A 16,839-nucleotide genomic window follows, 5' to 3' on the forward strand; every position below is an offset into this window, starting at 1 on the left:
ACGTGTATTATTGTAACAGGAGATAGAAACTTATTCAACTCTTAACTGCATTCTTTATATAGTTTATTATGACACCTTTGTGAATGTTACCATATTCTACTTGTTTTCCGTCCATTTCTACAACCGGAATCATTAAGTGATATTTTTCTAAAAGGTCATTATCTTCATATATATCTATTTCCTCGATTTGAAAAGAATATTCACATTGTACTTCCTGTAAAACTTGTTTTGCCTTCACGCAAAGGCCACAATCTTTTTTAGTATACAGTACAACTTTCATCTTCTTCACCTATCCGATCGTTTTTCGTAATGACGAAGCTGGGATATGCATTTGTTCTCTATACTTCGCCACTGTTCTTCGAGAAATAACAATTTCATGCTCTTCTTCTAATAATTTTGAAATCTTTTGATCTGAAAGTGGCTTTTTCTTATCCTCTGCCCCAATTAGCGTTTGAATAAATTGTTTTACACGTTTTGTAGAAACTGCTTCATCTTCAGTCGTCGAAACGGCATTGCTAAAGAACGATTTCATCTCAAATAAACCGTGTGGTGTTTGCACATATTTATTTCGCGTCGCACGACTAATTGTCGATTCATGCACACTTAACTCTTCCGCTACCTCTTTTAAAGCGAGAGGTCTTAAATACTCTGGACCTTTCCAGAAGAAATCACGTTGTTTTTCCATAATAATAGTCATTACTTGCAGCAATGTCTGTTTTCTCTGCTTCAAACTGCGCATAATCCACTGCACATGCTGATACTTTTCTGATACGTAAGATGCTACTTCACTTTCACTATTATTAAGAAGCGCACTATATTCAGAATGAATTTCAATTCTCGGCATATTTCTCTCATTCATTTGTAAAACGAGGCGATCGCCATCTTTTTTCACCGCCATATCAGGTACAATGTAAAGTGGTTTATCTGAAGAAAACGCAAGACCTGGTTTTGGTTGTAATGACGTTATACAATTTACCGCACTCTGCAATTCCTCATTACTACACTTCAACACTTGAACGAGCTTTCGCCAATCTTTCTTCACGAAATAAGCGAAATGATCTTCTACAACCTCTTCTGCTAATCCATTACGTCTTTGTAAGCGCTTCAATTGCAAGGTTAAACATTCCTGAATATTACGCGCCCCTACCCCTGCTGGCTCCAGTGATTGGACAAGCTCTACAGAACGGTCGACTACATGAATATGTGCAGAAAGGAGCTCTGCTAACTCTTCATTCGTTTCTTGTAAATATCCATTTCCATCCATGTTCATAATAATGAAAGAAGCTACTTTTCGCTCTTCTTCATCTATTTTATAATACTGTATTTGATTTAATAAATGTTGCTGAATCGTTGTAGAATCCACACTGTAGATCTCCATCTGATTCTCGACTTGTTTGCTGGTACTTTTACTGTTGTTAGAGCTCTTTTTCTTCTCCCTCTCAAAACCACCTAACTCAATAAGGGGATTCTCTAACGATTGCTCATACAAAAACTCCGATAATTCTTGTACATTATACTGGAGCATTGTAATCGCTTGCCTTAACTCTTGTGTCATTGCCAAACGTAAGCTTTGTTCTTGTAAAAGACTTGCCTTCAAACTAATCTCCCCCTTGTTTCTATTGTACAATAAGTTTGGTAAAAGGAGAATCCTCACGCAGACACCCATTCCAAAATATTATTAATTTATATGTATTAATGCGATTTACAACTTACAACCGAAATTTGAATAATATTGAAAGAAAATAATAAAGTTAAAAATTATTATCAAGTACTAATAGTAAATCTTATTACTAGATATAACAAGAGGTAAATAAAAAAAGTCCTAACCTACAAAACGTAAGTTAGGACTTTTTGACGCGCCCAGAGGGATTCGAACCCCCGGCAGACGTGGTACCGGAAACCACCCGTTAATTTTTACGTGAAATATCAGTAAAAACAAGGTATTTCCTTATATATAATGTAGAAATAATCTTTTTAGACATGAACATACAACGTTATGTATGCTTGTATCTTTCGATTATAAAGGCTTACGTACCTTTTTACAATAGCGATTAATATACTGCCCGTCTTCGGCTGAAAATCATATTGTGTATTGTCGGAATACCCTACAAGGCAAACTAAGAGGGGCGTCCCCCATGGTGAGAGGTCTTTACCTTTATTCGATTAAATTTATATATATATTTTGTATGGAATGGATTCTTCAAGAAGGTTTGTTGACGAAGAAGTAATGAACGAAGAATTGAATATTAATAATCAAAATGAAGCAATTCAAACAAAGAAAATAATTCGGAAACTAGAAAAGGTTTTGATACAAAGTTATGAAACAAAATGAATGTTGATTTAGAGGGATTCAGTAACAGTGACAAATATTGTTTCATAAACGATGGAGTTATAAAACAGGTTAATAGTATTAGGTAATAACTATTACAATGTGGAATGGGATACGATATCCATAATGTTGTACGATAAGTCCAACGCTATGTGGCTGTGATTATGTGTTAATAAATAGTAATGAATTGGTATTGACGTGTGATTGTATATATAGTCGTCCTGCCGTGCCGTGTACGGTGCTGATGGTATTCATATACATCAATATAGCCCTAACGATTAACAGGGCGGCTTACAAAGAACGTACGCCGTTTTAAATGCATAGCCCCATTTGAAATGTATTGCCCTCTGTTAATGCGATGCCCCCATTAATTTGCGATGACCTTGCGGATACATTTACGAAGACAGGGCGGGGATACGATGCACCGCCCCTTTAATTTTAATAACAAGAAACTTGCATGTTAATATTGAATAAATGAACGACAATAACCTATGACAGAACCTTCAGTTTATTCATTCTGTAGCGAAGAAACTAAGGAATCCCTTCTTTGAAAACGTTGATTTAATGCCAATGTATAAAATAGTGCATGACGAGAAACTAACAGAAAAATAACAATCCATTGATATAATTGTATTTGTTCGCATTTCAGTTTACATAACCAATGTTATAGGCAGTCATTTTGAATACGATATTCAATTGTATGCAAATATGACTTGCAAGAATTCCCGATTTCTTTCACAATTCCCTTTATTCCTACCATTCGCGATTGTCTACAAATCTAGTAATGGTACGGATTCCTCGGCTTCTTCGCACAAACATCAAATTGAAATCTGTTACGCACTTGGGAGGGTTTGCGGGGATTGCATCGTCTATTTTAACGTGTCTAGCGTCACCATAACGACGCCCAAATGATTACAATATAAACTTCATATATACAAAAAAGAGAGGAACAACCGCTGTATGCCGTCGTTCCTCGTATATACGCCCTACTAAATCAAACCAACGGACTCAGCCTGTTCCAAATGTTCTAAACGCTTCATATCCGCTTCAAGTTTCTGCTTTGCCGCGTGTTCTTCGTTCGCCTTCTGTACTTTCGCTTCTAACTCTGCCAAACGCTTCATTCTAGCTTCAAGTAACTCTTGTTGTTGACGTGCTTCTCGGCGGGATGTGCTACTATCATATGCCGCACACATCTTAAGAAATGGATTTCCAAGCCCCATTTGTCTTTCTTTCGCTTGTTGTTCCTTACGTGCCGTTAGCTGTACAGCAGCTTCTGTCTTTTCTTCTGGTGTCAATCCGTTGTTGTAGCCGATTGATAATAGTTCTGTCGCTGATAATCTGTTATTCATAATTTTAATTCCCCCTGGTTAATATGCTTTACGCATGTTTGTAGTTTCATATTGTCGTGTCTCGTACGGCATAGCACCGTCATACGCCGTTTGAATCTCTAGTGGCGTTACATATGGCTGATAACGGTTATCCCCCGCCGCTACCGGATATGGATATACAATCGTATCTTTTTCGTTTATTGGGTTCTGATTGATGTAAGCCATGATTTCATTGTAAGAACTCACTTCCTCGAAGGTATCGTCTGCCTTCGCCTTCAACGCCATAACGTTCTTTAAATAGGTTACTTTCATACGCTTGATTTCAGCCGCAAAACCTTCTTGCTGGTCTTTCCCCGATTTCAGAACCGATAGGCGTTCCCGAAGCAAGTCGTCTCTCATTGATTTCAATTCAGATAGAAACACATCATTAAGACGATTCAATTCCGTTTCAACGGTTGTCTTCTCCGCTAAACGTTCATTTAACATTCCTTGAAGGCTTTCATTCCCCGACGCAATTTCACTTTGTAAATAAGCTATTTCACTGTTCAATTGAATAAGACGGATATGTAGTTTATTACGTTCCGCTGCAGTCTTTTGTACGACGCTTTCGGCTTGTGCTAATACTGGTTTATTAGTTGTTGTCATAGTTATTACTACCCCTTTAATAATTCATCAAGTTCGGCAAATATATCATCCGTTACGCCGTCCTGTACGATGTTAAGTTGTTGTTTTTGATGAACCTCTGATACATCCGTAAGCTTCCCTTGTGTTTTCAAGTACAACTCAATGAACTTGGGAGAACGTCCTTCAATCGCCCGACGAACCAACGTATCCATGACACTAAAATAAGCATCTGATATTAGTTTCTCTTTTAATTGACGTTCCATCTCAACCCACTCTTCAGATTTTCGCCAATTGTAGATGTTCCTTCGGGAAACTCCCATATCTTTTGCGATGGCTGTTAAAGTTTGCCCACTTCTTTGGCGTTCGAATACTTCGGTCAAGATTTCTAGTTGTTTTGGCGTGAGACGTCTACGTGGTTTCATTAACACCCACCCCCTTTATGTTTTACAAACGCATCTGCAATATAAATCTCTTCAACGGAATAGCCAAGACCCGTTAAAGCTTTCCATAAACGCACGTTCATTAAGTCTGAAATCGCTGTTTGTCCGCATTCTACTTTCTTTACCGCTGAATGACCGATAAACATCCTATCCGCCAATTGAGAAGCCGTGACACCCCTAATCTTTCGTAAAATACCGATTGTTTTATAATTCAACGTAACCGGCATTTTCAGTTCTTTCTGTTCCATAACGTAACCCCCATTTATATATATGAATTTGATTGTGTTAAAAAGAAAGGACGGAATGTGACTCCTACATCACGTTCTGCCCGACTAGACTATTAGGAAGAAATTTAAATCCAACATGTTAGCATTACTGTTTGAAGAAGTTCGGCTAAGACTTCCTCACCCTTAAGACAAGCTAACCCCGCCGAATACAAGAGATTTATGAAACTTTTTATATTATTTGTGAAAGTAACAGATACAAAAAAGAACCCCGCAATCCGATAAGGAATCACGAGGTAAAGGAGGGATGAAAAAGTCAGCGGTTATGAAGTGAAGAAAACAGCAACAAAACGTAAGAACATCCTAGTTGTTTTATTTTGTCTCTTGTAGTTTGTTGGAAATAGATAATTAATCTTTTCTCTTTTAAACAAACCAAGGGCGATAGCCCCAATGAGACCTTTAGGTCGAATTGTATCTTTTATTATATTTAATAACGGTCTATCGTGAGATGGACACACCTAGCCATTAAAGATTAAAAACATATTCTTCAAAGCTTTCGCTTTTCGAATCATTTAATAATTAATTATTTTATTATTGTCTAATCGTTATTATCGTTATTAAGTAAGTTCTAATAAATAGGACAACTGAAAGCACCTTTTACAAGAAAATAATTGTTAAGTTTTTGTAAATATTTTTTTATACGCTTTCATCGTTGTTATATCAACGTTTTAAACTACATTCAAAAAACGCGTTATTCTTGTGGGATTTTTGCCCATATTCCCCCATTCCCTCTTTCTAGTACACCCTTCCATTTTACCCCAAAGCAATCATAAAGGACTATGATTCTTAGAATGTTAGCGTCAAGGATAAATGCTTCTTCATTTGTAACAGGGAACCCCTATCGTGTCCTATAGAAATGTGAATAGGTCACGGGTGGCGTTACTTGACCTAACGGGCGATAGGTAACGGGCGGGGTGCTACTAAAAGAACTTAATTAATATCTTTAAAAGAATTATAATTAATTAAAGGGGAATCATTTTCATGATTGAATTAGGATTTATAGCGGCTTTAATTGTGGGCTTAAATGAAATGGCTAAACGATATGAATATATTCCAAAACGCTTTTTACCGTTATCGTCTGTATTACTTGGAATACTAGCTATGTTTCTGTTACACCAGTACCCTATTTCAGAATCTATTTTTATAGGCATAGCAATCGGTTTATCAGCGAATGGACTATTTGATATGTCGAAGTTAGTCACAAAACGACAATAGAATAAACAAGAAAGCACCCGCTAGACGTCATATTTTGGCTTCTAGCGGGTTTTTGTGCTTTCTAGTATATTTATATTCCGAAACTCTTAAAACGAACGATAGACGCCTTAAAACGACATTAGAGGTACAACAAAAGAAGGTAGAAAGAGACTTCTAAGAATTGTATAAGACCGTTTGGAGTAAGAAGACCATATTTTGTGACTATTAGCGTTTATATAATATTTATATTATATATTATTAATGTTGTTTAATGGTTATAGTTACATCCCAAATCTGTTACCTCATGAGTACCATTTTGTGTGACACTAACGTTTGTGATTATTAATTAAATCGGATTTTTTCCGCATATCCTAAAGCGATTCCTAGCATTTTTACTGGTACAAATATCCTTGATTGCGTTTATATCAGAATGAACCCCTTGCAACATTCTTCAAATCTATTGCATTGTAAAATGTATCAAAGTTTGTTTTATCTGGAACAAATAAACATAGACGTGTACAAATGCTAGTTTTGTTGTCTACAATTATAGATAAGAAATAAAAAACCTTCTCCGGCATTTGCCATTTCATGACAAAAAGCATTGTTAACTTTAAAAAAATAAAATAAAGTTTGTCGACAACTTTTTTGAAAAGCACTTTATTGACATGAGTTTTAGAATGTTGTTTCATAGTCTTTGTATTAAAAACCCCCATGATTATATCCAAAAATAAAAGTTAAAAAAAGAAAGAATTTATACATATATCTTGGGTCTTAGTTTGAAACGTAATATAATAAGAAGGCAACACCATCAATCCCTCTATTACTGATGAATTACCGATGAAATTACATATAAATATGAATGTTTTTATACAATCGAGAATTTGTTCTTTTTCTCAATCGGTATTTTAGGCTACAATAATAGAGAAAAGAAAAAAGCCTTCCGTATTCCCGTACGAAAAGCTTTTTAGAAAGTAGGTGAACGTATGAAACCACATCAAACCATAACTGCGTTGTGTGCCGTTTTAATGGTTATTTTTACTGTGATGTTTGGCGTGCTAAACCTTATCAAATAGTTTCACCCATATTTTATTAAAAGCATCATAAGTGTTCCCGCACTTAGGGTGCTTTTTTTCTTTACAAAATAAAATATTACCTGAGTAATATCCGAAAACGGATAGAAATAATCAGACGAACCTACCTATGTTACTCGGAAAACAAACGTTCGTCAAGACTGAATCAAAACCGATTTCACATCTTCATTATACATATAATGTTTAGTGTTTTTCAACATTTCAACTCAAAGTTTCCAAAACGAACATATATTTAAAAAGATACTTCCCATTTAATAGTCTAGCCAAAATTACTATTTTGAATCACCGAGATTCGCATTCTGACACTATTAACTTTTAATTTACGTACCATTGCATTGCGAAGAAGATTCTAGACCTTTTTGTTATACCAATTTGCTATTAGTTTAAGTCCGATTGCTGCGATTAGTACAATTGTTGATGCAATTCCAACGTAATCAGATAATCCGGGGTTTTTAAAACTTGTTGTCGATGTCACCAAGATAAGAAACAACGTTAGAACGATGAATTCACTATCTTTTCTTAATGGCTTTATACTTACTCCTTCTGTCTTTCTGTTCACTTCTCCACCTTCTTACTTTAGTTTTTAATCTACACATCGTTTACATTCTATATTACCACCATCATAAGTAATAGTTGCTTATATATTCCTATATCATAGCTAGATGTTTTTCTATTTCCACTTGTTTGCTGATTTTTCACCCGAATCCATTACAGGATACGTTACCCCGTCTGTTTCTCTCCAACCTTTCCACACTCTATCGTTATACCGCTTCTTTGCCCTTAATTCAGCACTTTGTTTTTCTTTATTACTCATTGGTTTACTACTGTTCTTTTTAGGCTTCTGTATATATTTAGCCTGTACCTTCTCTAATCTCTCTTTAGCTTCCCAATATGCTTTATTTTTCTTACTTATCGGTCTACCTGAACCCTTTTTCTTACTCATAATTCTTCATATCCCCCTTATAATTCTTAATCTACATATCGTATAAGTCCCGTTCTTCTCTATCATAGTTAGTAGTGTAATTCTTTAAAGTCTTTAAAATCACTTGACTTCACGGTCTTCAAACTGACAGTCGGTTGAACGGTGGACAACGGCTGGACATAATATACCCGTTGCAAGCACTTTTTACAGTGAAACAACGAGTATATTTGATACTGACGTGCCGTGTGTCACGTATTGAATCCGTATGTATCATTCCTTGTTAATATTGACCTTTCGTCATAGCTATCTTTCTATATTCATTGTGTCTGACAAATGCCATGAATACTAGTATCTGATAACTAACCCTGCACCGTAATGCAAGACAACCCACCCAGTCACGCTTCTTTTGGAGGTTTATTCCCTCAACAGGCATCAACAGACTTATGATTCCCATAACGTTCCTACTAGTCGTTAACAAGGCAAACGACGTTACTTGTAGGCAACGGACGAACTACACATTCCTCATGTGCTAGGCGTATACTAAGTACCCCCTGCATCGGCTTCGACAAACCATTTCAGTTTTTATATACGTGGTATCAGGCAAAATTCCACGTTCGGAATTATCACACACCAACGCTTACAATTTCCTAAAAAAGACAATAGGAAATCACACCCCTTGCTACCCATTTTCAAAAAATGGTATAATACAAGTGCTAGGTATGCGGAATATCCGCTATTTAGTTTTAAAACGTAATTTTCAATTTCGAGTCACCTACTGCAATAGGTGGCTTTTTTCTTTGTTCTAAACCTCTAAATCATCGTTATCACTAGCTTTCATATACTGTTCAACTACGTGAGTATCTGAATAACTTAGATATACTTGCGTGGTCGATAAATCACTGTGACCCAAAATAAGACTTAACGTTCGTATATCTCCACCGTTTTTTAAAAAATTAACAGCAAAAGTGTGACGTAAACTATGGGGTGAACATCTACATTCTTTCGTTAAACTTGCTTCCTTCCCGTAATAGTTCATTCTTTTTCGTATATGGTCAGGATTCAAAGGGTCACCAAACGAGTTAACGAATACAGATGTTCCTAGTCCTTCAAAATACTCTCCTGTTTCGGTTACTAGTTGGGCTAATTCATTTTGAACTTTTTTAGACATCGGAATTACTCGACTCTTTCGGTTCTTGTTTTTCCTACCCGGTAATAAAATAACCCCGTTATCAAAATCAACGTCGTCGATTTCTAAGGCATTAATTTCGTTAATACGTAAACCACATTTAAGCATTACTAACATGGCTACATAATCCCTATATCCTGCATAGGAGGTCTTATCGACCATCGCAAATAGACGTTTTATTTGATTGTCGGTCAAAGTATAAATCTTTTGTTCATCGACTTTTAATTTTCTAACACCCATCACGGGATTGTTTTCGATAACCGTTTCTTTTTCTAAACGATTAAAAATCGCCCTAATAGCAAACAAACGAATATTAACCGTTACAGGCGATAACTTTCTAATTTTCAATAGATGATTCACATATTTCCTTATATCTTCTTTCGTAACTTCGGTAATGAGTTGACGATTAATAACATTAATGAACTCCGACCAAAACATTCTATAATCGCTTATAGTACGTTCTCTATATCCTTCTGACACATAAATATCCATAACACGTTCTAACGCCCTATTAACCGTAATAGAAGGCTTAAAAAGAACGATATCTGTATCGATGTCACGACGCTTTCCAATCGCACGTCTTTTAACTCTTTTCATAACGAAAAAACCCCCTGTACACGATTATTTCTAATCACATACAAGGGGTTTCCCTAATCTTACTACTATTTTTTCTACGTGTTATTAACATTATTGAGTGACACTTACTTTATATCATAAACCTTTCCGTTTTAGACTAGAACGTGTCATATTAACGCAAAATATATGACGTTTATCCAAAAGCTTTCGCAAAGGAATATAGATATAGTAAGGCTTTCGCGGTATATAACGCACCCAGAGGGATTCGAACCCCCGGCAGACGTGGTACCGGAAACCACCGCTCTATCCGACTGAGCTATGGGCGCATGATTATAGAAAACACTTCATTTTCTTCTCATAATAATAGCAATAAAATCCATCTAAATCAATAAAAATATCCCCGTAATACCTTATGCATCTTAGCTAAGAGCATATAAAATCCATTCCACCCCTAAATTTTCCAATCATAAATTCTCCCCAACTCACAAATTATAATCTTTGAATTGATATTCCAAAGGGGGCTTCATTCAATGACTGTAATTACAAAATTAAAGCAGACTGTTTCTGGATTAAAAAGTGCCCAAGCTAGCTTAGAGGGATTCGCTCTTGATACGGATAACCAACAAGCTAAGCAACTTTTCCAAACAGCTGCGCAGCAAACACAAACGATTATCGATTCTTTAAACCCACGTGTTGAAGAAGTCCAACAAGAAGAACCACAATACTCACAGCAATAACGAACCAATCTTGCTGTGAAATAGAAAAAGGATGATATGCAGTCATCCTTTTTCTATCACATTACATATTGCAATAGAAATGGAATGATGATTATGCGAAAGATTGGACTTATAACCGCGTTATTTATACTTCTATTTAGTTCTTTTACCGGTTGTGATCATAGCCCATTAGATAAAAAGGTAAAGAAAGAAGAAACAAAACGAACAGAAAAAGAAAAGGGTCCAAAATTAACAAAGATGAGTACAGAATCCTTTAATCAATCTATATCGCAAGGAGCTAAGAAAAAGGCCCTTGCTATGGATGAAATCATAAAAAGCGCAGCAGTGAATTCAAATTTAGATCTCTACATAGCGGTTATACCTGAGCATCATGAAAGGTTTGGATTAAAACCTTTGCGCAAGAAACTTCAAAAGCAACTAAGTGATGAATATCCTACTTTCGATGTTCGTGTTAGTACAGATAAAAAAATCTTTATGTTACTCGAAAAGCTTGCAAACAAAATTAAGAAAAAAGAAGTATCTAAAGATGAGATCAAAAAACAGTTAAAGCTAATCGGATCAGAAATGGAATCTAACACTTAACGCTTTCGAATAGAAAAGGAAGGATTGCAATGTCAAGTAAAGATAAAAACTTAACCCCTGTACAACAGGAATACAAAAAATTTGAGCAAGAACGCGAACCGAAACGCCCTGTTCTAAAAAATTGTTTAAAGGCCTTTTTCGTTGGTGGTTTTATCTGCCTAATCGGGCAACTGATATCAACTTTTTATATTACGTATTTCGATTTTACCGAACGCTCAGCAGGAAATCCAACAGTCGCAACTCTCATTTTTATCTCAATGTTGCTAACCGGATTCGGTGTATACGATCGTCTCGGTCAGTTTGCAGGCGCTGGAACAGCTGTACCTGTCACTGGATTTGGTAACTCTGTTATCTCCGCGTGTATTGAACACCGAACGGAAGGTTTTGTACTTGGTGTTGGCGGTAATATGTTTAAACTAGCTGGTTCTGTTATTTTATTTGGTGTATTTTCCGCTTTCGTCATCGCACTTATTAAAACTATTCTCGTTCAATGGGGAGGGCTATAAATGTTACAAGGACACCGAACGTGGGTATTTGAAAACAAACCAGTCATTATTTCAACAGGGGTTGTCGGTGGACCATTTGAAGCAAAGGGGAACATCCCAGAAGACTTCGATATCCTTCATGAAGATTTATGGCTCGGACAAGATTCCTATGAAAAAGCACATAAGATTTTATTCGAAGAAGCTTGTAGTCGCGCTACTGAAAAAGCAGAACTTCGTAAAGATGATATTCAATTCGTACTCGCAGGAGATTTAATTAATCAAATTACTCCAACAAGCTTTGCTTGCCGCACACTTGGGACTCCTTATCTCGGATTATTCGGGGCTTGCTCTACTTCTATGGAAGGTTTAGCACTTGGGGCAAGTATCGTAAATGCAAAAGGTGCAAAATATTTATTAACTGGAGCTTCAAGCCATAATACAGCTGTAGAAAAACAGTTCCGCTACCCTACCGAATACGGTGGACAAAAGCCGCCTACTGCACAGTGGACAGTAACCGGAGCAGGAGCCGCTATATTAAGCGATACTGGACACGGTCCAAGAGTAACCTCTGCAACAATCGGCCGAGTGGTTGATATGGGATTAACGGATCCGTTTAATATGGGAGGCGCAATGGCTCCAGCTGCAGTTGATACAATTGAAGCCCATTTACGTGAACGTCAAATTGATGCCTCTTACTACGATTTAATCGTAACAGGCGATCTCGGACATGTAGGACGCGAAATTGCTTATGACTTACTACATAAACACGGCACGAAAGTAACGAGCGAACAATTTCAAGATTGCGGAATTATCATTTATAGAGAAGGACAACCTGTCATAGCTGGTGCTAGCGGACCTGGATGTTCTGCAACAGTCGTGTACGGTCATTTATTAAACCGAATGAAAAGAGGAGAGTTCAAAAAAATACTTGTCGTTGCGACAGGCGCTTTACTATCTCCACTTACATTCCAACAAGAAGAAACGATTCCGTGTATCGCTCACGCCGTTTCGATTGAATTTGGAGGTGCAACGCAATGATTTTTTTCTGGGCTTTCGTCATTGGCGGACTCATATGTGTAATCGGCCAACTTATGTTTGATGTCGGCAAACTAACACCTGCTCATACAATGGCAACACTCGTTGTTGCTGGAGCTATATTAGATGGATTTAATTTGTATGAGCCATTAATTGATTTCGCTGGAGCCGGGGCAACTGTACCTATTACAAGCTTTGGTAATGCCCTCGTTCATGGCGCAATGGAAGAAGCTGCAAAACATGGCATCGTTGGCGTTATTACCGGCATGTTTAAAGTAACGAGCGCCGGTGTATCAGCGGCTATTATTTTCGGCTTCATTGGAGCATTGTTATTCAAACCGAAAGGATAAGAGGTGTTTATATGACTGTTATCGCTAGCGTAAAAACTTGCCTTGCTAGTGTAAGGGGCGCTCAAGCAAGTTTAAGCTCCCTTTCATTAAATTCACAAGACGAAGAATCAAAACGCGTATTTCATGAATGTATGTTAGAAATGGACAGCGTCATCGCTGATTTAAAGGATAGAATTTCAGTATTAGAACGTGAAGAACCTCAATATAAAGGGTTTTAAGTAGACTGGAGGAAACGACTATGTCTCACCTGCCGGAATGGACACTTGTCATTCTTCGCTCTGTATTCATATTAATTATTTTATTCGCTATTACGAAATGGTTAGGGAAAAGACAAATCTCTCAGCTTTCCTTTTTTGAATACATAGCCGGAATGACGATTGGTGACATCGCTGCCCAAGTATCTACAGGGCTCGATTCAAAATTTTTTCACGGCGTCTTTGCGATACTCATTTTCGCTGTGGTACCTTTTTTAACAGGAATCCTCTCTTTAAAGAACAAAACAGCTCGGGACTTCTTTGAAGGGAAATCTACCGTATTAATAAAAGACGGAAAGATACTCGAAGATAACTTAAAGAAAGAAAAATATACGAGTGACGAATTACTGGAACTTCTCCGTGGAAAAAGTGCGTTCAGCGTAGCTGAAGTCGAATTTGCTGTCTTAGAACCGAGCGGAGAATTAAATGTATTATTAAAGAAAGATTCCCAGCCACTTACAGCAAAAGATATCGGTTTAAAAGTACCAAACGAGAAAGAACCACAAACTGTTATTATGGATGGAAATGTACTAGATGAACCTCTTTCAGCAAGCGGACATAACCGCGCTTGGCTACATTCAGAATTAGAAAAACTCGGTGTTGTTATTGAAAATGTCTTCCTCGGTCAAGTGGATTCATACGGACAACTTACTATCGACATTTACAATGACAAACTCCAAATGCCTTCTCCTCAAAACAAACCTTTATTATTAGCATCTTTAAAAAAATGTCATGCTGATCTTGAACTATTTTCCCTAGAAACAAAGTCGAAATCAGCAAGCGAAATGTATAGTAAAAACGCGAAACAAATCGAAAAGATTTTAAATAAAGTAACCTATCTTTTAAAAGACTAATTATCGAAAGAACGCTTCAGTTAAAAGGCGTTCTTTTCTTTTTTCTCCAGTTTTCATAACGTTTAAATTTATGTAATTCGGTTATGATGTTGAAGATACATAAGCAGGGAATTTCGAAAACATAGCGAATATTTCATGGTACAACTACATATTTTTTTGATTTAAAGTGGTTTCGTTTGACCTTTATTGACCATAATTGTATTATAAGACTAAGAAAGCTTTATAAGGAGGAAATAACAGATGAATTTAATTCCTACAGTAATTGAACAAACAAATCGTGGAGAACGCGCTTACGATATTTACTCTCGACTATTAAAAGACCGCATCATTATGCTTGGTAGTGCAATTGATGACAACGTAGCTAACTCAATCGTTTCCCAGCTTTTATTCTTGGAATCTCAAGATCCAGAAAAAGATATTCACATCTACATCAACAGCCCTGGTGGTTCTATCACAGCAGGTATGGCAATCTATGATACAATGCAGTTTATTAAGCCACAAGTATCAACAATCTGTATCGGTATGGCAGCATCTATGGGTGCATTCTTACTTGCAGCAGGTGAAAAAGGAAAACGTTATGCACTTCCAAACAGTGAAGTAATGATTCACCAACCACTTGGAGGAGCACAAGGTCAAGCGACTGAAATCGAAATCGCTGCAAAACGTATCCTATTCTTACGTGAAAAACTAAACCAAATTCTTGCTGACCGCACTGGTCAACCACTTGAAGTACTACAACGCGACACAGACCGCGACAACTTCATGACAGCAGAAAAAGCTTTAGAATACGGTTTAATCGATAAAATCTTTACAAATCGTTAATTAATTTAAAGCGAAAGCGGCTCGTTTAGAATCAAAGGGCGATGGAGCACCTGATTCCGAGGCGCTTTTTGCCTCGAATGAAGGGGCGAAGCGACCGGAGATTCTAGCCGCTGGAGCTGGATATAACTAAAAGCGGAAGCGGCTCGGCCAGAATCGCAGGGCGATGGAGCACCTGATTCCGAGGCGCTTTTTGCCTCGAATGAAGGGGCGAAACAACCGGAGATTCTAGCCGCTGAAGCTAGATACATAAAAAAGCGCCCTATTACAGGGCGCTTTTTTATTATCATGCACCTCCGTCCGGATACCCACCCTGGTATTCACCTAAATATATCAGCGATTTTTCAAATATATCGACCGTAACTCCGATTATATCGGCGATTATTTTAATATATCGACGTTTCGACACCACTTATCGACTTACCGACAATCCTCGACAAGCACATTCTCCTTAAATACCCCTCCCCGCTAATTCGCACAGACAACAAAACAAAAAAGCTATCGCATATACGCGATAGCTTTTTATTGTACATATGCAGCTAATGCTTCTAAAGCCTCTTCTGCATCTGAACCTTCTGTTGTAATTGTTATCATGCTTCCAGTTCCAATTGCTAAGCTCATAATCCCCATTATGCTCTTTGCATTTACTGTCTTTCCATCTTTCTCGATGAAGATATCTGCATGAAAGCGATTTGCCTCTTGTACAAACAACGCAGCCGGACGTGCTTGTAAACCGTTTTTTAATGAAACCTGAACTCGTTTTTGAACCACAGCTCCATTTCCCCTTTAACCTCTTATTTTTTTGCTACCGTTTCCCCCGCGCGTAATTTCTCTGCAATTTCATCGATTTTACGCAAACGATGATTAATACCCGACTTACTAATCTTCCCCCCGGATACCATCTCACCTAACTCTTTCAATGTTACATCTTGATAATCTCTTCGTAATTGTGCAATCTCTTGTAGTTTATCCGGCAATATATCAAGACCAACTGTCTCATCAATGTAACGAATATTTTCAATCTGCCTTAGTGCTGCACCAATTGTTTTATTTAAATTAGCTGTTTCGCAGTTCACTAAACGATTTACAGAATTACGCATATCACGTACGATTCGAATATCTTCAAATCTTAAAAGTGCATTATGAGCACCTATAATATTTAAAAACTCTGTAATTTTTTCTGCTTCTTTCAAATACGTAATGTACCCTTTTCTTCTTTCCAACGTCTTACTATTTAAATCAAATCCGTTCATCAGTTCACATATAGCATCATTATGTTCCTTATATAACGAAAAGATCTCTAAATGATAAGATGATGTTTCTGGGTTATTTACTGAACCACCTGCTAAAAATGCGCCGCGTAAGTACGATCGTTTACAACACTTCTTCTCAATCAATTCTTGTGATATATTTCGAATAAATGAAAAGTCATCTCGAACGATATGAAGATCAGCTAATATTTCACGAGACTTCTCAACAAGCCGCACAATATATACATTATTTTTCTTCAAGCGCATTTTTTTACGAACAAGCAATTCTACCGTCACATCATATCCTTTTTTCAAAAGCGTATAAATCCTTCTTGCAATTGCCGCATTTTCCGTTTGAATATCGATAGATAGACGACGGTTTGAAAAAGAAAGCGACCCGTTCATTCGAAGTAACGCTGATAATTCTGCTTTCTCACAGCATTCCTTCATCTCAAGATTCGTCAACTCTTTCTTTGTTTCTGATGCAAATGACACAGTC

The 16,839-nt window shown here is 37.0% G+C and carries 20 protein-coding genes and 1 tRNA gene; 9 read left to right on the forward strand and 12 right to left on the reverse strand.

Annotated features, from left to right (window positions below):
* Positions 1–34 precede the first annotated feature (34 nt).
* The 6 genes from NST27_RS25055 to NST27_RS25080 all read right to left on the reverse strand — a co-directional run bounded on the left by NST27_RS25055 (position 35) and on the right by NST27_RS25080 (position 4,969).
* Positions 35–280, reverse strand: coding sequence for a glutaredoxin family protein (locus NST27_RS25055; RefSeq protein ID WP_000869730.1), 246 nt, complete (start codon positions 278–280; stop codon positions 35–37).
* 9 nt (positions 281–289) lie between these two features.
* Positions 290–1,597, reverse strand: coding sequence for an RNA polymerase factor sigma-54 (rpoN, locus tag NST27_RS25060; RefSeq protein ID WP_000647955.1), 1,308 nt, complete (start codon positions 1,595–1,597; stop codon positions 290–292).
* 1,721 nt (positions 1,598–3,318) lie between these two features.
* A complete protein-coding gene (locus tag NST27_RS25065; protein ID WP_206702933.1) occupies positions 3,319–3,678 on the reverse strand; it encodes a hypothetical protein in 360 nt (119 codons plus the stop codon).
* 18 nt (positions 3,679–3,696) lie between these two features.
* Positions 3,697–4,302 carry a hypothetical protein gene (locus tag NST27_RS25070; protein ID WP_047387154.1) on the reverse strand — a complete coding sequence of 202 codons (606 nt, stop codon included), beginning with the start codon at positions 4,300–4,302 and terminating at the stop codon, positions 3,697–3,699.
* An 8-nt stretch (positions 4,303–4,310) separates the two neighbouring features.
* The gene (locus tag NST27_RS25075; RefSeq protein ID WP_047387155.1) at positions 4,311–4,703 is read right to left on the reverse strand and encodes a phBC6A51 family helix-turn-helix protein; all 393 of its coding nucleotides are present in this window, start codon (positions 4,701–4,703) and stop codon (positions 4,311–4,313) included.
* Positions 4,703–4,969, reverse strand: a complete 267-nt coding sequence (locus NST27_RS25080; protein ID WP_047387158.1) for a helix-turn-helix domain-containing protein — start codon at positions 4,967–4,969, stop codon at positions 4,703–4,705. The genes NST27_RS25075 and NST27_RS25080 overlap by 1 nt, the downstream gene beginning before the upstream one ends.
* Positions 4,970–5,986: 1,017 nt before the next feature.
* Here NST27_RS25080 and NST27_RS25085 point away from each other — a divergent pair.
* The gene (locus NST27_RS25085) at positions 5,987–6,220 is read left to right on the forward strand and encodes a hypothetical protein (RefSeq protein ID WP_047387161.1); all 234 of its coding nucleotides are present in this window, start codon (positions 5,987–5,989) and stop codon (positions 6,218–6,220) included.
* A 1,419-nt stretch (positions 6,221–7,639) separates the two neighbouring features.
* Here NST27_RS25085 and NST27_RS25090 read toward each other — a convergent pair.
* The 4 genes from NST27_RS25090 to NST27_RS25105 all read right to left on the reverse strand — a co-directional run bounded on the left by NST27_RS25090 (position 7,640) and on the right by NST27_RS25105 (position 10,300).
* On the reverse strand, positions 7,640–7,849 hold the full coding sequence (locus NST27_RS25090; RefSeq protein ID WP_047387166.1) for a hypothetical protein: 210 nt from the start codon (positions 7,847–7,849) through the stop codon (positions 7,640–7,642).
* A gap of 111 nt (positions 7,850–7,960) precedes the next feature.
* A complete protein-coding gene (locus NST27_RS25095; protein WP_047387170.1) occupies positions 7,961–8,233 on the reverse strand; it encodes a hypothetical protein in 273 nt (90 codons plus the stop codon).
* 781 nt (positions 8,234–9,014) lie between these two features.
* A complete protein-coding gene (locus NST27_RS25100) occupies positions 9,015–9,995 on the reverse strand; it encodes a tyrosine-type recombinase/integrase (RefSeq protein ID WP_047387173.1) in 981 nt (326 codons plus the stop codon).
* A 229-nt stretch (positions 9,996–10,224) separates the two neighbouring features.
* Positions 10,225–10,300 (reverse strand) — tRNA-Arg (locus NST27_RS25105).
* Between the two features lie 204 nt (positions 10,301–10,504).
* Between NST27_RS25105 and NST27_RS25110 the strand changes: the two genes are divergently transcribed.
* From NST27_RS25110 to clpP, 8 genes are all read left to right on the forward strand, one after another.
* Positions 10,505–10,711: a DUF1657 domain-containing protein gene (locus NST27_RS25110; RefSeq protein WP_000216166.1), complete on the forward strand. Its 207-nt coding sequence runs from the start codon at positions 10,505–10,507 to the stop codon at positions 10,709–10,711.
* 93 nt (positions 10,712–10,804) lie between these two features.
* Complete coding sequence (locus NST27_RS25115; RefSeq protein WP_001226064.1) at positions 10,805–11,293, forward strand: YhcN/YlaJ family sporulation lipoprotein; 489 nt, start codon at positions 10,805–10,807, stop codon at positions 11,291–11,293.
* 29 nt (positions 11,294–11,322) lie between these two features.
* Positions 11,323–11,799: a stage V sporulation protein AC gene (gene spoVAC / locus NST27_RS25120; RefSeq protein ID WP_000095408.1), complete on the forward strand. Its 477-nt coding sequence runs from the start codon at positions 11,323–11,325 to the stop codon at positions 11,797–11,799.
* Complete coding sequence (gene spoVAD, locus NST27_RS25125) at positions 11,800–12,816, forward strand: stage V sporulation protein AD (protein ID WP_000938972.1); 1,017 nt, start codon at positions 11,800–11,802, stop codon at positions 12,814–12,816.
* Positions 12,813–13,163 (forward strand): stage V sporulation protein AE, encoded by a 351-nt coding sequence (spoVAE, locus tag NST27_RS25130; RefSeq protein ID WP_000575919.1) that lies wholly within the window; start codon positions 12,813–12,815, stop codon positions 13,161–13,163. Before spoVAD ends, spoVAE begins: the two co-directional genes overlap by 4 nt.
* Before the next feature lie 11 nt (positions 13,164–13,174).
* The gene (locus NST27_RS25135) at positions 13,175–13,381 is read left to right on the forward strand and encodes a DUF1657 domain-containing protein (protein WP_000215909.1); all 207 of its coding nucleotides are present in this window, start codon (positions 13,175–13,177) and stop codon (positions 13,379–13,381) included.
* A gap of 20 nt (positions 13,382–13,401) precedes the next feature.
* Complete coding sequence (locus NST27_RS25140) at positions 13,402–14,271, forward strand: DUF421 domain-containing protein (RefSeq protein ID WP_000018924.1); 870 nt, start codon at positions 13,402–13,404, stop codon at positions 14,269–14,271.
* A 240-nt stretch (positions 14,272–14,511) separates the two neighbouring features.
* The gene (gene clpP, locus NST27_RS25145) at positions 14,512–15,093 is read left to right on the forward strand and encodes an ATP-dependent Clp endopeptidase proteolytic subunit ClpP (RefSeq protein ID WP_001049162.1); all 582 of its coding nucleotides are present in this window, start codon (positions 14,512–14,514) and stop codon (positions 15,091–15,093) included.
* A 519-nt stretch (positions 15,094–15,612) separates the two neighbouring features.
* Here clpP and NST27_RS25150 read toward each other — a convergent pair.
* Positions 15,613–15,861, reverse strand: a complete 249-nt coding sequence (locus tag NST27_RS25150) for an HPr family phosphocarrier protein (RefSeq protein ID WP_000250307.1) — start codon at positions 15,859–15,861, stop codon at positions 15,613–15,615.
* 23 nt (positions 15,862–15,884) lie between these two features.
* Positions 15,885–16,835 carry a DNA-binding protein WhiA gene (whiA, locus tag NST27_RS25155; RefSeq protein ID WP_000006560.1) on the reverse strand — a complete coding sequence of 317 codons (951 nt, stop codon included), beginning with the start codon at positions 16,833–16,835 and terminating at the stop codon, positions 15,885–15,887.
* Positions 16,836–16,839 lie beyond the last annotated feature (4 nt).

The organism is Bacillus sp. FSL W8-0770 (assembly GCF_038008705.1).
Taxonomy (GTDB): Bacteria; Bacillota; Bacilli; order Bacillales; family Bacillaceae_G; genus Bacillus_A; species Bacillus_A cereus.